The sequence below is a fragment of the Roseinatronobacter domitianus genome, assembly GCF_023336755.1.
Taxonomy (GTDB): domain Bacteria; phylum Pseudomonadota; class Alphaproteobacteria; order Rhodobacterales; family Rhodobacteraceae; genus Roseinatronobacter; species Roseinatronobacter domitianus.
Genome location: NZ_JALZWP010000006.1, coordinates 63,431 through 77,190, shown reverse-complemented (window position 1 = coordinate 77,190; position 13,760 = coordinate 63,431). Strand labels below are relative to the sequence as shown.

The 13,760-nt window shown below is 60.9% G+C and carries 12 protein-coding genes; 6 read left to right on the top strand and 6 right to left on the bottom strand.

What is annotated here, in order from left to right; all coding sequences use genetic code 11:
• Positions 1–31: 31 nt before the first annotated feature.
• Positions 32–2,782, bottom strand: coding sequence for an aconitate hydratase AcnA (gene acnA, locus M3N55_RS07795; protein WP_283163915.1), 2,751 nt, complete (start codon positions 2,780–2,782; stop codon positions 32–34).
• A 231-nt stretch (positions 2,783–3,013) separates the two neighbouring features.
• Between acnA and M3N55_RS07790 the strand changes: the two genes are divergently transcribed.
• The 4 genes from M3N55_RS07790 to M3N55_RS07775 all read left to right on the top strand — a co-directional run bounded on the left by M3N55_RS07790 (position 3,014) and on the right by M3N55_RS07775 (position 8,346).
• Positions 3,014–3,736, top strand: coding sequence for a DUF1223 domain-containing protein (locus M3N55_RS07790; RefSeq protein ID WP_249057967.1), 723 nt, complete (start codon positions 3,014–3,016; stop codon positions 3,734–3,736).
• Positions 3,737–3,831: 95 nt separating this feature from the next.
• A complete protein-coding gene (locus tag M3N55_RS07785; RefSeq protein WP_249057966.1) occupies positions 3,832–4,287 on the top strand; it encodes a (2Fe-2S)-binding protein in 456 nt (151 codons plus the stop codon).
• Positions 4,284–6,518 (top strand): xanthine dehydrogenase family protein molybdopterin-binding subunit, encoded by a 2,235-nt coding sequence (locus tag M3N55_RS07780; RefSeq protein WP_249057965.1) that lies wholly within the window; start codon positions 4,284–4,286, stop codon positions 6,516–6,518. The genes M3N55_RS07785 and M3N55_RS07780 overlap by 4 nt, the downstream gene beginning before the upstream one ends.
• Before the next feature lie 136 nt (positions 6,519–6,654).
• Complete coding sequence (locus M3N55_RS07775) at positions 6,655–8,346, top strand: tetratricopeptide repeat-containing sulfotransferase family protein (protein ID WP_249057964.1); 1,692 nt, start codon at positions 6,655–6,657, stop codon at positions 8,344–8,346.
• A 73-nt stretch (positions 8,347–8,419) separates the two neighbouring features.
• Here the strand turns inward: M3N55_RS07775 and M3N55_RS07770 are convergent, their stop codons facing one another.
• Entirely contained in the window at positions 8,420–9,622 is a 1,203-nt protein-coding gene (locus tag M3N55_RS07770) for an META domain-containing protein (protein ID WP_249057963.1), read from the bottom strand.
• A 33-nt stretch (positions 9,623–9,655) separates the two neighbouring features.
• Positions 9,656–10,219, bottom strand: a complete 564-nt coding sequence (gene efp / locus M3N55_RS07765) for an elongation factor P (protein ID WP_249057962.1) — start codon at positions 10,217–10,219, stop codon at positions 9,656–9,658.
• A 210-nt stretch (positions 10,220–10,429) separates the two neighbouring features.
• Between efp and M3N55_RS07760 the strand changes: the two genes are divergently transcribed.
• The gene (locus tag M3N55_RS07760; protein ID WP_249057961.1) at positions 10,430–10,753 is read left to right on the top strand and encodes a DUF6280 family protein; all 324 of its coding nucleotides are present in this window, start codon (positions 10,430–10,432) and stop codon (positions 10,751–10,753) included.
• Positions 10,754–10,821: 68 nt separating this feature from the next.
• Here the strand turns inward: M3N55_RS07760 and M3N55_RS07755 are convergent, their stop codons facing one another.
• The gene (locus tag M3N55_RS07755; protein WP_249057960.1) at positions 10,822–11,418 is read right to left on the bottom strand and encodes a 2-hydroxychromene-2-carboxylate isomerase; all 597 of its coding nucleotides are present in this window, start codon (positions 11,416–11,418) and stop codon (positions 10,822–10,824) included.
• A gap of 89 nt (positions 11,419–11,507) precedes the next feature.
• On the opposite strand from M3N55_RS07755, the gene M3N55_RS07750 reads away from it, so the two are divergent.
• Positions 11,508–12,527, top strand: a complete 1,020-nt coding sequence (locus tag M3N55_RS07750; RefSeq protein ID WP_249057959.1) for a ribose-phosphate pyrophosphokinase — start codon at positions 11,508–11,510, stop codon at positions 12,525–12,527.
• A 28-nt stretch (positions 12,528–12,555) separates the two neighbouring features.
• Here M3N55_RS07750 and M3N55_RS07745 read toward each other — a convergent pair whose 3' ends face one another.
• The gene (locus M3N55_RS07745) at positions 12,556–12,873 is read right to left on the bottom strand and encodes an NfeD family protein (protein WP_249057958.1); all 318 of its coding nucleotides are present in this window, start codon (positions 12,871–12,873) and stop codon (positions 12,556–12,558) included.
• Positions 12,874–12,876: 3 nt separating this feature from the next.
• A complete protein-coding gene (locus M3N55_RS07740) occupies positions 12,877–13,731 on the bottom strand; it encodes an SPFH domain-containing protein (protein ID WP_249057957.1) in 855 nt (284 codons plus the stop codon).
• Between the last annotated feature and the right edge of the window lie 29 nt (positions 13,732–13,760).

The window sequence follows — 13,760 nt, the reverse complement described above, 5'->3', positions numbered from 1 at the left end:
CGCGCCGGGGTCTGTCGAGAATGTGAAGCGGTTACGCGGTTTTGGCGAGGTCGCGCAGCACGTAGTGCAGCACGCCACCATGTTCGACATATTCCTTCTCGATTCCGGTATCGATCCGGCACTTGAGCGTGATCGTCTTTTCCGTTCCATCGGCATAAACGATCGTGCAGGACACGTCGGAAAGTGGTTTCAGATCACCTTCCAAGCCGCTGATATTGATGATCTCGTCACCCGTCAGGCCAAGGCTTTCACGGGTATCTCCGCCGGTGAATTCGAACGGGATGACGCCCATGCCGACCAGGTTGGAACGGTGGATGCGTTCGAACGATTCCGCGATCACCGCTTTGACGCCCAACAGGCTGGTGCCCTTGGCCGCCCAGTCGCGGCTTGAGCCAGCGCCGTATTCCTTGCCGCCGATCACCACCAGCGGCGTGCCGTCTGCCTGATAGGCCATTGCAGCATCGAAAATGGCAGATTGCGCGCCGTCCGGCCCCTTGGTGTAGCCGCCTTCAACCCCGTCCAGCATGGCGTTGCGGATGCGGATATTGGCGAAGGTGCCGCGCATCATCACTTCGTGGTTGCCACGGCGCGAACCGTAAGAGTTGAACTCGCGCACCGGAACCTGGCGTTCTTCCAGATAACGGCCCGCGGGTGTGCCGGCCTTGAAGCTGCCTGCCGGGCTGATGTGGTCGGTCGTGACCATATCGCCCAGAAGTGCCAGAATGCGCCCACCTTTCAGGTCGGAAATCGTGCCAGCCTCGGCGCCCATGTCGCGGAAATAGGGCGGGTTCTGAATGTAGGTCGAAGACGCTGGCCAGTCATAGGTTTCCGAGTCGGGCGTCTTCACGCCTTGCCATTTCTCATCGCCCTTGAACACATCGGCGTATTTCGACTGGAAGGCTTCGCGCGTGACGGTTGCTTCCACCAGATCGGCCACTTCTTTCTGGGTCGGCCAGATGTCTTTCAGGTAGACGTCCTTGCCTTCGGGCGTTTGCGCGATCGGGTCTTTGGTGATGTCGATATTCATATCACCGGCCAGCGCATAGGCCACCACCAAGGGCGGCGAGGCGAGGTAGTTGGCGCGCACATCCGGGGAAATGCGCCCTTCAAAGTTCCGGTTGCCCGACAGAACACTGGTCGCGATCAGGTCATTGTCGTTGATCGCCTTGGAGATTTCCTCTTGCAGCGGGCCAGAGTTGCCGATGCAGGTGGTGCAGCCATAGCCCACAAGGTTGAAGCCGATTGCGTCCAGATCGTCTTGCAACTCTGCCGCTTCCAGATAGGCCGACACGACCTGAGAGCCGGGCGCGAGCGAGGTTTTCACCCAAGGCTTGCGGGTCAGACCAAGCGCGCGCGCCTTGCGCGCCACCAGACCGGCCCCGATCATCACATAGGGGTTCGAGGTGTTGGTGCAGGAGGTAATGGACGCGATCACCACCGAGCCATCGCGCAGTTCGTAATCTTCGCCTGCAACAGCAACGGTTTTGCGCGGGTCGGCCGGGGCGGTGGGGGCAGGGCCTTCATCCGCCATCTCTGTCGCTTCGTCATCGGCGGCAACGCCGCGATATTCCGACACCACGTCCAGAAACTTTTCTGCGGCCTGATCCAACGGGGTGTGATCCTGCGGGCGTTTTGGGCCGGAAATGGCGGGCACAACGGTGCCCATGTCCAGCTCCAGCGTGGAAGTGTAGACCGGCGCGTAATCCGCCCCGCGCCAGAAGCCGTTTTCCTTGGCATAGGCTTCGACCAGCGCCACGCGGTCCTCATCCCGGCCCGTGGTGCGCAGGTAGCGCAGGGTTTCATCGTCAATCGGGAAGAAGCCGCAGGTTGCGCCATACTCGGGTGCCATATTGGCAATCGTTGCGCGATCTGCCAGCGGCAACTGGTCCAGACCCTCGCCGTAGAATTCCACGAATTTGCCGACCACGCCATGCGCGCGCAGCATCTGCACCACTTTCAGCACAAGGTCAGTGGCGGTGGTGCCTTCGACCATCGCGCCGGTCAGCTTGAAGCCCACGACTTCGGGGATCAGCATCGACACGGGCTGGCCCAGCATCGCGGCCTCTGCCTCGATCCCGCCGACACCCCAGCCCAAGACCGCCAGTCCGTTGACCATGGTGGTGTGGCTGTCAGTGCCGACCAGCGTGTCGGGGTAGGCCACTTCTGCGCCGTTCTGGTCGGTATCGGTCCAGACGGTCTGGGACAGATATTCAAGGTTGACCTGATGGCAAATCCCGGTGCCCGGCGGCACCACGCGGAAATTGTTGAACGCTTTCTGGCCCCATTTCAGGAAGGTGTAGCGTTCGATGTTGCGCTCATATTCGCGGTCCACATTCATCTGGAAGGCGCGCGGATTGCCGAATTCGTCGATCATCACCGAATGGTCAATGACCAGATCGACCGGGTTCAGCGGGTTGATCTTCTGCGCGTCGCCGCCCAAAGCCTTGATGCCGTCGCGCATGGCGGCCAGATCGACCACGGCGGGCACGCCGGTGAAATCCTGCATCAGCACGCGGGCGGGGCGATAGGCAATCTCGCGCGGGTTCTTGCCGCCATTTGTTGCCCATTCCGCAAAGGCGCGGATGTCGTCACTTGTGACTGTCTTGCCATCCTCAAAACGGAGCATATTCTCCAGCACGACTTTCAGCGCGGCGGGCAGCTTGTCGAATTCACCAAGCCCGGCGGCCTGCGCTGCGGGTATGGAGTAGTAGGCAATGCTTTTGCCAGCGACGGAAAGGGTCTTGCGCGCACCCGCGCTATCGTGTCCGACGGTGATGGTCATGGGGCTGAGCCTCCGTAAATTAGGTGACAGGGGTCTTTGCCCCTTGCATTTGCCATTGCTTTGCGAAGCGTTCAAGGAAAAAGGAACATTTTTGTATACCGTTGTGCACAAAATTTGCAGTTGCATCGCCTGTGGCCATTCCGTCGCGGGTTGGCAAGCCTCGCAAAACCTTGATTGGCCCTTGCCGCCATGCGTGGTTAGATCGCGCTTGAAACGATGAACGGAACCCGCATGCACCTTCAGTCCGCGACCGCGATTGCCCTTGGCGCGATGATCGGCTTGGCTGATCCGGCCTTGGCACAGCAAAACCCTGTCGTGGTAGAGCTGTATACGTCCCAAGGGTGCGCCGCATGTCCGCCCGCGGATGATCTGCTGAACCAGATCGCGGATCATGACGCGGTGCTGCCGCTGGCGCTGCATGTCGATTACTGGGATTATATTGGCTGGGCCGACACGTTCGGCAAACCCGCCTTCAGCGAACGCCAGAAGGCTTATGCGCGCAAGATGGGGCGGAAATCGGTCTACACGCCACAAATGATTATTGGTGGACTGGATGATGTGCAGGGCAATGCGACCATGCAGGTCATGGCCCAGATTGCCGAACACCGGATGAACCCGCTTGGGGGCGGGCAGATCGCGATAGAAATCGTCGCGCTGGATGGCGGTGGTGTGACGATAAACGCAAGTTCGTCTGGCGTTCTGGATTACGCCGTCGATGTGCAGATCGTCCGCTTTCTGGACAAGGCCACGGTCGAGATTATGGCGGGTGAAAATGCCGGGCGCGAGATCACCTATCGCAACATCGTCACCGACTGGATGGTGCTGGATGCGTGGGACGGGCTTGCGCCGTTCAGCTACACACTGTCCGAAGCCGTGCCCGATGGCACCGGCCTTGCCGTTCTGGTGCAGGAACAGGGGCTTGGCCCAATTCTTGGGGCCGCGCGCTATCCGTGACACCGGGCTTTGAGGATAAGCCCTGACGCCGCGTTGGGGCTGGTCGTTCTGTGTCTGCGCTCCATATTTACGGAAACCTGCAAAGGACTTTGCCGATGTCGATTACCCTCACCGTCAACGAAACCGACTACCAGACCGATGCCGCGCCCGACACACCGCTTTTGTGGGTGTTGCGTGACGAGCTGGGCCTGACCGGCACCAAATTCGGCTGCGGGATTGCCGCTTGCGGGGCTTGCACCGTGCATGTGGACGGGCAAGCGGTGCGGTCCTGCCAAGTGCGGTTGGGTGATCTGTGGGGCCCTGTCACTACCATCGAAGGGCTTGGCGGTCAGACGCCCTTGCAAGCCGCGTGGGAGCGTCATCAGGTCGCGCAATGCGGCTATTGCCAGTCTGGCCAGATCATGCAGGCGGCGGATTTGCTGTCCAACAACCCCGCGCCCACGGACGAGGATATTGACGCGGCCATGGGCGGCAACCTGTGCCGCTGTGGCACCTACACGGCCATTCGCGCCGCGATCCATGACGCGGCCAAGATGGGTGGGGCACAATGAGCCGCCTTGGAACCATCACCCGGCGCACGCTTCTGGTGGGCGCGGTCGCGGTAGTTGGTGGCGCGGCCTTCGGGATATATCAGGTCCGAAAGCCGGTCGAAAACCCGCTTGCCCCGGATCAAGGGGCCACGCTGAACCCTTATGTCATCATTGACCAGTCGGGCATAACCATCATCGCGCCGCGTGCAGAGATGGGGCAGGGCGTTCACACCACGCTCGCCGCTTTGGTGGCCGAAGAACTGGACGTGGATTTTGCCGGTATCCGGGTCGAGCATGGCCCGCCCTCTGCAGCCTATTACAACGGTGCGTTGATGCATGGTGCGCTGCCTGTTGCCGATTACGCCATGAAGGCGTGGCAACATACGGTTGTTGGCGGTCTGGCGGCGGTCAGCAAGCTGTTGGGTTTGCAGGTGACAGGCGGGTCCACTTCGACGGTCGATGCCTATGAGAAGATGCGCTATGCCGGGGCTGGCGCGCGCGAGGCTTTGAAAGCCGTTGCCGCCGACCGTTTGGGCGTGGACCGCAGCGCGCTGCGCACCGAAGACGGGTTTGTGATTGCCCCCGATGACACGCGCATCGCCTATGCCGACTTGGCAGAGGACGCCGCCGCACGCCCGGTCCCGGATGTGGACCTGCGCCCGCAATCCGACTGGAAGCTGCTGGGCCGGGCTTTGCCACGCAGCGACATGCGCGCCAAGATCACCGGCCAAGCGCAATACGCGACCGATATTCAACTGCCGGGGATGAAATTTGCCACGGTTCGCATCTGCCCGCATCTGGGTGGTGGTATGGCAGGCTTTGACCCTGCGCCCGCGCTGGCCATGCCCGGTGTCGAACAGGTGTTTGACATGGGCAATGGCGTGGCCGTCGTTGCCCGCAATACATGGGCCGCGATGGAAGGGGCGAAGGCGGTCGATGTGACATGGACCGACTCTCCCTTGCCCGCCGATATGGACGGCATGTTCGCCGCGATTGAAGCGGCGTTCGATGCAGAGCCGAACTCCACCCTGCGCGACGATGGCGATGTGTCCGCCTTGCCCGATGGTGCGATCAGTGCCGAATACCGCGTGCCCTTCCTTGCCCATTCCACGATGGAACCCCAAGGCGCCACCGCATGGCTGCAAGATGGGCACCTGACGATCTGGGCAGGCAATCAGGCTCCGCGCCTGTGTGTGCAAAAGGCTGCCGAAACATCGGGGCTGAATGAGGATGCGATCACCCTGCATACGACCTTTATGGGCGGCGGGTTCGGGCGGCGTGCGGAAACCGACGCAGTGGCGCAAGTCGCGCGCATTGCCGCTGCCATGCCCGGCACCCCCATTCGGCTGACATGGTCGCGTGAAGAAGATATGCGCCATGATTTCTACCGCCCCGCCGCCATGGCGCGGATGCAAGGCGCGGTGACTGGTGGCCGCATCAGTCATTTCAACGCCGCGATTGCGGCCCCTTCGGTGACGCATGCCGCAATGACCCGGATCATGGGCCGCGCACCCGGTGGGTCTGACAAAGGCCATGTCGAAGGCGCGTTCGACCAACCCTATGCGATCCCGAATTACCGCGTGGCGGGGCATCTGGCGGAATTGGACGTGCCGATTGGCTTCTGGCGCTCGGTGGGCGCGTCTTTCAACGGGTTCTTTCACGAAAGCTTCATTGATGAGCTGGCCCATGCCGCAGGCGCGGACCCGTTGGCGTTCCGCTTGGCGCATGTCGCGCCCGAAAGCGCGGTTGCGGCGGGTGTGCTGACCCGTGTGCGCGAGATGTCGGGCTGGGATACGGCGCTGCCAGAAGGGCGCGCGCGCGGCGTGGCGATGACATGGTCTTTCGGCACCCCCACGGCGGTGGTGATCGAACTCGCGCGGGACGGCGACCGCATCCGCATGGACCGCGCCTTCATGGCCTGCGATCCGGGGCTGGCGCTGGACCCCGGCATTATCCGCGCGCAGATGGAATCGGGGCTGATTTATGGGCTGTCGGCGGCGGTGTTGGGGGAAATCACCTTTACCGACGGTCGCGCCGACCAAGCCAACTTCCCCGATTATGACGCGCTGCGCATGGTCAACGTGCCGCGCATAGAGGTGGCGATCCTGCAAGACAATCCGCATATGGGTGGGGTGGGCGAACCGGGCACGCCGCCCTCCATGCCCGCGCTGGCCAACGCGCTATTCGCGCTGACCGGCACCCGCGCGCGCAGCTTGCCTTTGCGCACTATGGCGGATTTCGGGGTGTCGTAAGGCGTTACGCGATCTGCGAATTGTCACAAAGGGCTGATGGCTCAGGGGTTGAAAACTGCGGCTTGATGATGCCCCATAATGCAAAGACAAGACGCGCACTTGCGAGGCCGGGGGGCGGTGCGCTAATCAGTCGGTCATGTCTATTGAGAAAACGATTTTGAAAGCCCGCGGGCTTGCCAAACAAGGCGCTTCTTCGGAAGCGCGTGCACTTTATATGTCCGTTCTTGATAAATTTCCCAAGAACAAGCGCGCTCTGGAAGGTATCAAGGCACTTCCGGACGCTGGCGGTGCGCCGGATGCCTCCGCTCTGATGATCCGGACCCTGTTCAATTATTACAATAGCGGTCGGATGAAAGAGTTGGTTCTTGCAACTGATGCGGCGGTCAAAGTGTATCCTGACCATACCGTCTTGTTGCGTCTGCGTGCCGCGGGTCAGGCGGCGTTGGGTCAGGCCAAGGATGCGATTGCAACCTACAACACCATAATCGCGCTTAATCCGACAGATGCCGACGCATTTGGAAACCTTGGCAATATTCAAAAAACCCTAGGGCAGGACGAGGCCGCTCGGCAAAGCTTCTCCAGGGTGTTGGAACTTCGGCCGGGTGATGCAACGGCGCTTAACAACATTGGCAACATTCACGTCGATCGCGGGGAGCTTGACGAAGCGCAGAGGTGTTTCGAGGCTGCTTTGAAGACAGCCCCGGATTACGGCCCAGCCCTTAACAATTTGGGCAACGTGCTGAAAATAAAAGGAGACACAGAGCAAGCTGCCAAGGTGCTTTCAGCGGCTGTCGCGCAGAACGAAGCGACGGCGGAGGCGTATTGGAACCTTGCTTGCGCCCAGAAATTCGATGCGGGCGCGCCCGAAATCGGACGGATGGAAGACATGCTCAGGCAATCCCGCCTGACCGATCGTGAGAGAATGCTTCTTGGGTTTTCCTTGGGAAAAGCACATGATGACAGCGGCAATACCAAGCGGGCCTTTGAGTATCTTTCAACCGCGAACAGCTTTCAGAAAGCGTTGCTCGCTTACCGCGTAGAAGATGATATCGACCGTCTCGCGTCTCAGATGGCGATATTTGCTGAAACTGCCATCCCTTTCGATTCTGTGGTTTCCGAAACCCAATCCGCTGCCCCTACACCTGTTTTTATCGTTGGAATGCCAAGGTCAGGCACAAGCCTGATTGAACAAATGTTGTCGGCACATTCCGAAATTCATGGTGGCGGCGAACTTCCGCACTTGGACGATGCCCTGTCGCCCCTTGATTGGCAGAGCGATGTTGAATTCTTGGCTGCCGGGATGCAGATTCGCGAGAACTATCTGGCGCATCTTGAGGCCATACGCGGGCGCGCTGCGTATGTGACGGATAAGCTGCCGCTTAATTTCCGGTGGATCGGGGCGATCTTTGCGCTGTTTCCGCAGGCAAAGATCATCCATGTGGTGCGTGATGCACGCGCGACATGTTGGTCCAACTTCAAGCATTATTATTCGGGTAACGGGAACGGGTTTGCCTATAATCTTGATGATGTGGTTGCCTATTATCTGGCCTATTCAAAGCTGATGCAGCATTGGGAGCAGGTGTTCGGGGGCCGGATTTTCCGTCTGGACTACGATCAGTTGACAGCAGATCCAGAGCCATCCATGCGCGATCTCCTCCGATATCTTGAACTTGACTGGCAGGATGTGTGTTTGGCGCCGGAACAGAACCGCCGCGCCGTTTACACGTCATCTGCAACGCAGGTCAGGCGCCGGATTTATCAAAACAGCTCGCAGGATTGGGAGCGGTTCGCGGACTTTGTCGGGCCTGCGTTTGATCCGCTGCCCTAACATGGTCCCGAATTCCACGCCGCGCGCGTCCTCGACCGCAAGCGGGTATTTCAGGGTCATCCACAGGGCGGCTTTACCGTTTCGCGATCAGAACAGCGGTTGCGCCCGCATAAAGCGCCAAACCACCGCCGGGCAGACGCAAGAAGCCTGTGGCCGCCTCCATCGCGTCCAGAAACCGGGTTTCCAGATTGCGCAGGTTGGCCGGGCAGGGAAGGCGGGTGCTTCCCAGATCGCTTAGCACAAGGCGCGTGCCATCAACGGTCGCGCGCCCCAGATATCGGTTGCAGGTTGTGCGCCCCGTCAGGCGGCCTGTGTCAAATTGCAATGTAAATGATGGGTTGCCTTCGGCTGCGCGCGGCAGGGCATGGCCCGACATATGCGTCACTTGCCAGGCCGGTCCTTCCAGCGCCCGCAGCGGGTCGCCCGCACAGCCGGCGCTTTTGGTCACGTCAGGGCCGATAAGCGTTGCCTGCAATGGGAAAGGCATAGTGCTGCGCACCAAGCGGCACGGCGTGTCGTCCAAGGTCAGTTCATACGCCCCAAACGAGAGACGCATCCGGTTTTCTGCCGCAGGCGCGATGGTTGTGGCCAAGCGCTCTGCCGGGGTGCCAGCGGTGGCTTGCCGCGCGCCTGCCAAACTCAGGACAGAGCCGTCAAGCCCGGTCGTCAGCCGCCATGTCGCATCCTGCCCCAGTGCGGTCAGCGGCAGAATTGGGCGCGCGGGGATTGGTTGGCAGGTTTCCAGCAGTGCCCCATCCGCGCGTTCGAGTTGCACAAGGCCGGGGGCGCGGTTGGCGGTGGTCCCGTCGGGCGCGGTGAAGCTATTGGCAAGCGTTGCGGGTTCAAATGCCGTCCCGTCCAGGGTAAACCCGCTTTCCGCTGGCCTAAGCGACACCACGCGGCCGGTATCGCAGAGGTAATCTTTACCGAAACTGGCGGTCAGGGCCGCAGTTAATCTTATCCGGTCCGGGGGTTGCCCGCCCTCGACCGGCGCGCGCAGGCTTTGCAGGGCGAAAGCGCCCTCCAGCAGCGCGCCGACCTGCACCGTGGTCGCTTGCCGTGACAGGCTGGGCAAGGACAGGACCGTGGTTTGTGTGCCTTCAGGCAAGGGCGTGCGCTGCGTATCCAATACCGCGCCCGATGCGTCACGGGTCACGGTCACGATCTCGACCGCCGGGGCCGCCCCATTGGGCCAGTCAAGCGCCAATGCCACGTCACGCGCCTGCGCCCCTTGTGCAAGGGCTGTGACCGTGCAGGCAAGGGCAAAGACTCGCATGGGCTGTCCCTGGCCGAAGCCGCGCAAGAAGCGTCAGGCGCGCTCGGAATACTCGAAGGTTTCGGTGTTGACGACGATATCCTCATCCTGCCCGACAAAGGGCGGCACCAGAACGCGCAAACCATTGTCCAGCAGGGCGGGTTTGAAGCTGTTCGCGGCGGTCTGGCCTTTGACGACCGGCTCTGTTTCCACGATCTTGCAGACCACCTTTTGCGGCAGCGCCATGTTCAGCGCTTCTTCGCCGTAATATTCTACGGTCACGGTCATGCCATCTTGCAGGAAGGGGCGGCGCTCGCCCAGCAATTCGGCATCCAGTTCGACCTGTTCGAACGTGTCCATGTCCATCACGACCAGACGGCCATCGGTTTCATACAGAAATTGCTGGTCTTTCTGCTCCAAGCGCACACGCTCAACCTTGTCATCCGACCGGAAGCGTTCGTTCAGTTTGCGCCCGTCGCGCAGGTTCTTCATTTCGACTTGCGCAAAAGCGCCGCCTTTGCCGGGCTTCACATGCCCGACCTTGACCGCTGCCCACAGGCCGCCATCATGCTCCAGCACATTGCCGGGGCGAATTTCGTTTCCGTTAATCTTGGGCATGGGGTAAACCTTGGCAATGGCGCGACATTTCTTTGGCGCATGCTATATCGCGATGGGGTATGGCACGCAAGAACAGGATATGGACGGCACTATTTGCGTGCCATGCAAAAATTGCATGGCTGGTATGCATTCACGGGCTAGCGAATCAACCCGCAAAAAGGGTAGGCAGGCGTTCGCGGTGAATGCAAGAGCAAGAACAAAGGACTCAATATGTTTGATGCGGCGGATGGAACGGCGTTTACCCATGAGCAGGGTGCACGCGCTCGCAAACTTTTTGCGGCGGTGGTGCTGGCGGCGCTGGATGATGCGATCGCCGACGACAAGAAATATGGCAATGGCCCAGAGCAGATTGCCCGCTGGGCGCGCTCTCGTGATGGGCGCGAAGTGCTGAGCTGTGCCGGGATCGACCCCAATGAGCGCGTTGTGTCCGGGCTGATGGAATTTGTCAGCAAGGGCGTGCGCACCTCTGTGGCGCTGTCGCGCGAAGAGAGCGAGCGCCGGGCTGCTGCCGAGGCAGAGGCCGAAGCGGCCTGATCTGACGATAAACGCCGAGACCCGACTTAAAAACCCGCGCCCTTGTCCGGCGCGGGTTTTTTAATGGGTTAAAGCGTAACGCCCAGATGCTCGGCCAGAAAGTCCAGCCGGTCCTGACCCCAGAACCGCGCGCCATCAACCACGAAGAACGGCACGCCGAATACGCCGGCCTCGACAGCGTCTTCAAGATTGCGGGGGTAGATCTCTGCACCTTGTAGCAGGCCGGTAAAGGCCAGCCCGGTATCAAAACCCGCCGCCGCAAGGCAGTCGCGGATCACGTCATCCTCGGCGATGTTGCGGTCCTCTTCCCAGCAGGCGCGGCTTAGCCCCGTCACCAGCCGGTCCAGATCGCCACCGCCAGCTTCCTGCGCGGCAATGATGGCATAGGCGGAAGGTGCGGGGTTGGTCGGGAAATGCGCGGGGTGCAGTTTTATCGGCACGCCCAAACGCCGCGACCAGCGCTCCAGCTCTTGCAAACGGTAGGCTTTGCGGCTGTCATCGCGGTCGGCCAGCACCTGCCCGCCGGTGCGCGGGAACAGCGCCAGGGGGTCCAGCGGTTTGTAGCGTAGGGCAACACCCGCTTTGCGCGCAATCTGCGCCGCGCGATCGCCCACCATATGTGTCCAGGGTGACATTGGGGAAAGGTAATAGTCGATCTGCGACATGCGGTGTCCCTTTTGGCAGGTTGTGACATTTCCAAGACCGTATCGGGGTGGTAAGCGGTGTCAACGCCGACTCGCAAGGACTGCCCTCCATGATCGACCGAACCGAACCCAAGCTGATTGCCGGAAATTCCAATCCAGAACTGTCCAAGGCCATCGCCCGGCGCATGTCGCTGCATCGCGGGGTCAGTGTCGGGTTGGTCGATGCGCGTGTCGAACGGTTCAACGATCAGGAGATTTTCGTAGAAGTTTACGAAAATGTCCGGGGCGAGGATATGTTCATTATCCAGTCGACCTCGCGTCCGGCGAATGACAACCTGATGGAACTGCTGATTATCGCCGATGCGCTGAAGCGTTCCTCTGCGGCACGCATTACCGCCGTGATCCCGTATTTCGGCTATGCCCGCCAGGACCGCCGCACCAAGGCACGCACGCCGATTTCGGCCAAGCTGGTGGCCAATATGATCGCGCAGGCCGGGATCGAACGGGTGCTGACGCTGGACCTGCACGCCACGCAGATACAGGGGTTTTTCGATATTCCGGTGGATAACCTGTATGCCGCGCCGGTTTTCGCGCTGGATGTGCTGCACCATTTCAAAGCGCGGCTGGATGACGTGATGATTATCTCTCCCGATGTGGGCGGGGTGTCGCGGGCGCGCGAATTGGCCAAGCGGGTCGGCTGCCCGTTGGCGATTGTCGACAAGCGGCGCGAGAAGGCGGGCGAAGTGTCGGAAATGACCGTGATCGGGGATGTCAGCGGCAAGACCTGTATCATTGTCGATGACATTTGTGACACCGCGGGCACGCTGTGCAAAGCCGCCGAAGTGCTGATCGAAGCGGGCGCAACCGAGGTTCACAGCTACATCACCCATGGTGTGCTGTCCGGCCCGGCGGTGGAGCGGATTACCAAATCGGTGATGAAATCGCTGGTCATCACCGATTCCATCGCGCCGACCGATGCGGTGAAAGCTGCGCCCAATATCCGCATTGTCGCCACGGCGCCGATGTTTGCCCAAGCCATCCTGAACACCTGGAAGGGCACCTCTGTGTCGTCCTTGTTCGACACAGAGACGTTGCAGCCGATCTATGAGGGGCTGTATTCCAGCGTTTAAGTGCGGGGGGCGCGCGCTGCGCCCCTTTCTAGTCTTTGCCGGTCCAGCCGCCCCGGTCAGAGGGCGGTAGGCTGTCGCGCGGGTCATAATCGTTGATATCCGGGCGTTTGTGGCGCTGCGCGTTCCAGCGCGATAGCCCCAGCCAGATCGCCAGACCCAGAGCGGCCCAGATAAAGGCCTGAACCACCACGGGCAGCCCCGGCACCAGCCAGACGACCAACCCAAGAAGCGCTGCGGCCACGGCAAAACCAAGCGCCACATAGGCGGTGGTCAGCATTTCGCCAATCAGCAGGATAACGGCAATCAGACCCCAGACGGACCAGTCGGGCAGCATAAACATGTCCATCCGTCACATCTCCTTCAGGATGGCGGCCGCTTCGCGGAAGCTGTTCGACGGACCACCCGGCAGCATGATAAGCTTGGCGTTGGGCGATTTGGCCAGGCCTTCCAGCGCCTCGACCTGCATCCGCGCGGTCTGGAAAATCAGCGCCTGTTGCGCGCTGTCCGTATCTAGCGACAAAGCCAGCATCCGGTTGGATTCCGCGTTGGCCTGCGCGATGGCGCGAATGGCATCAGCGCGGCGCTGCGCTTCATAAAGCTCAGCATCGGCGTTCAACTCGGTCGCGCGGCGCTCGCCCTCTGCACGGGTGATGGCGGCACGCCGCTCGCGCTCTGCGGCCAGCACTTCGGCCATCGCCGTTTGCGTGACCGCGTTCAGCGTGACATCGGTAATTTCCGAGCGCGAAATGCGAATGCCATAGGTCTTGCCCGCATCTTCCAGCGCCGTCAACAGCGCCAGATTCAACGAGCCGCGATCCGATTGCACCGCGTCCAGCTCCACCTTGCCCAGTTCCGAACGCACCAGCGATTGCACCAAGCCAATGACCAATTCGTCGATCTTGTTCACGCGGAACACCGCAGCCTCTGCGTTTTCAATGCGGTAGACCACCAACAGCTTTGCGCCGAACACAACGTTATCGGCGGACACCACCTCTAGCTGGATATCGTTCAGCACCTGATCGTTGACCGGAACGCGCGTATGGACCTTGTCCAGAAACGGCACGATCACGTTCACGCCCGCATCCAGCGTGCGGTGATACGCGCCAAGCCGGGTGATGACGAAATTCTGCGCCTGCGGCACAATTTTCAGGCCCATCAGTACGACCAGAACAATCAGGACGGCCAAGGCAAGGATAAGTTCCATGTTAAGACACCTTTGGAGGAAATGCGGTT

Bases quoted from the DNA above. Each gene is read 5' to 3' on its own strand.
- acnA (WP_283163915.1), bottom strand. From the start codon at position 2,782: ATGACCATCACCGTCGGACACGATAGCGCGGGTGCGCGCAAGACCCTT.
- M3N55_RS07790 (WP_249057967.1), top strand. From the start codon at position 3,014: ATGCACCTTCAGTCCGCGACCGCGATTGCCCTTGGCGCGATGATCGGC.
- M3N55_RS07785 (WP_249057966.1), top strand. From the start codon at position 3,832: ATGTCGATTACCCTCACCGTCAACGAAACCGACTACCAGACCGATGCC.
- M3N55_RS07780 (WP_249057965.1), top strand. From the start codon at position 4,284: ATGAGCCGCCTTGGAACCATCACCCGGCGCACGCTTCTGGTGGGCGCG.
- M3N55_RS07775 (WP_249057964.1), top strand. From the start codon at position 6,655: ATGTCTATTGAGAAAACGATTTTGAAAGCCCGCGGGCTTGCCAAACAA.
- M3N55_RS07770 (WP_249057963.1), bottom strand. From the start codon at position 9,622: ATGCGAGTCTTTGCCCTTGCCTGCACGGTCACAGCCCTTGCACAAGGG.
- efp (WP_249057962.1), bottom strand. From the start codon at position 10,219: ATGCCCAAGATTAACGGAAACGAAATTCGCCCCGGCAATGTGCTGGAG.
- M3N55_RS07760 (WP_249057961.1), top strand. From the start codon at position 10,430: ATGTTTGATGCGGCGGATGGAACGGCGTTTACCCATGAGCAGGGTGCA.
- M3N55_RS07755 (WP_249057960.1), bottom strand. From the start codon at position 11,418: ATGTCGCAGATCGACTATTACCTTTCCCCAATGTCACCCTGGACACAT.
- M3N55_RS07750 (WP_249057959.1), top strand. From the start codon at position 11,508: ATGATCGACCGAACCGAACCCAAGCTGATTGCCGGAAATTCCAATCCA.
- M3N55_RS07745 (WP_249057958.1), bottom strand. From the start codon at position 12,873: ATGGACATGTTTATGCTGCCCGACTGGTCCGTCTGGGGTCTGATTGCC.
- M3N55_RS07740 (WP_249057957.1), bottom strand. From the start codon at position 13,731: ATGGAACTTATCCTTGCCTTGGCCGTCCTGATTGTTCTGGTCGTACTG.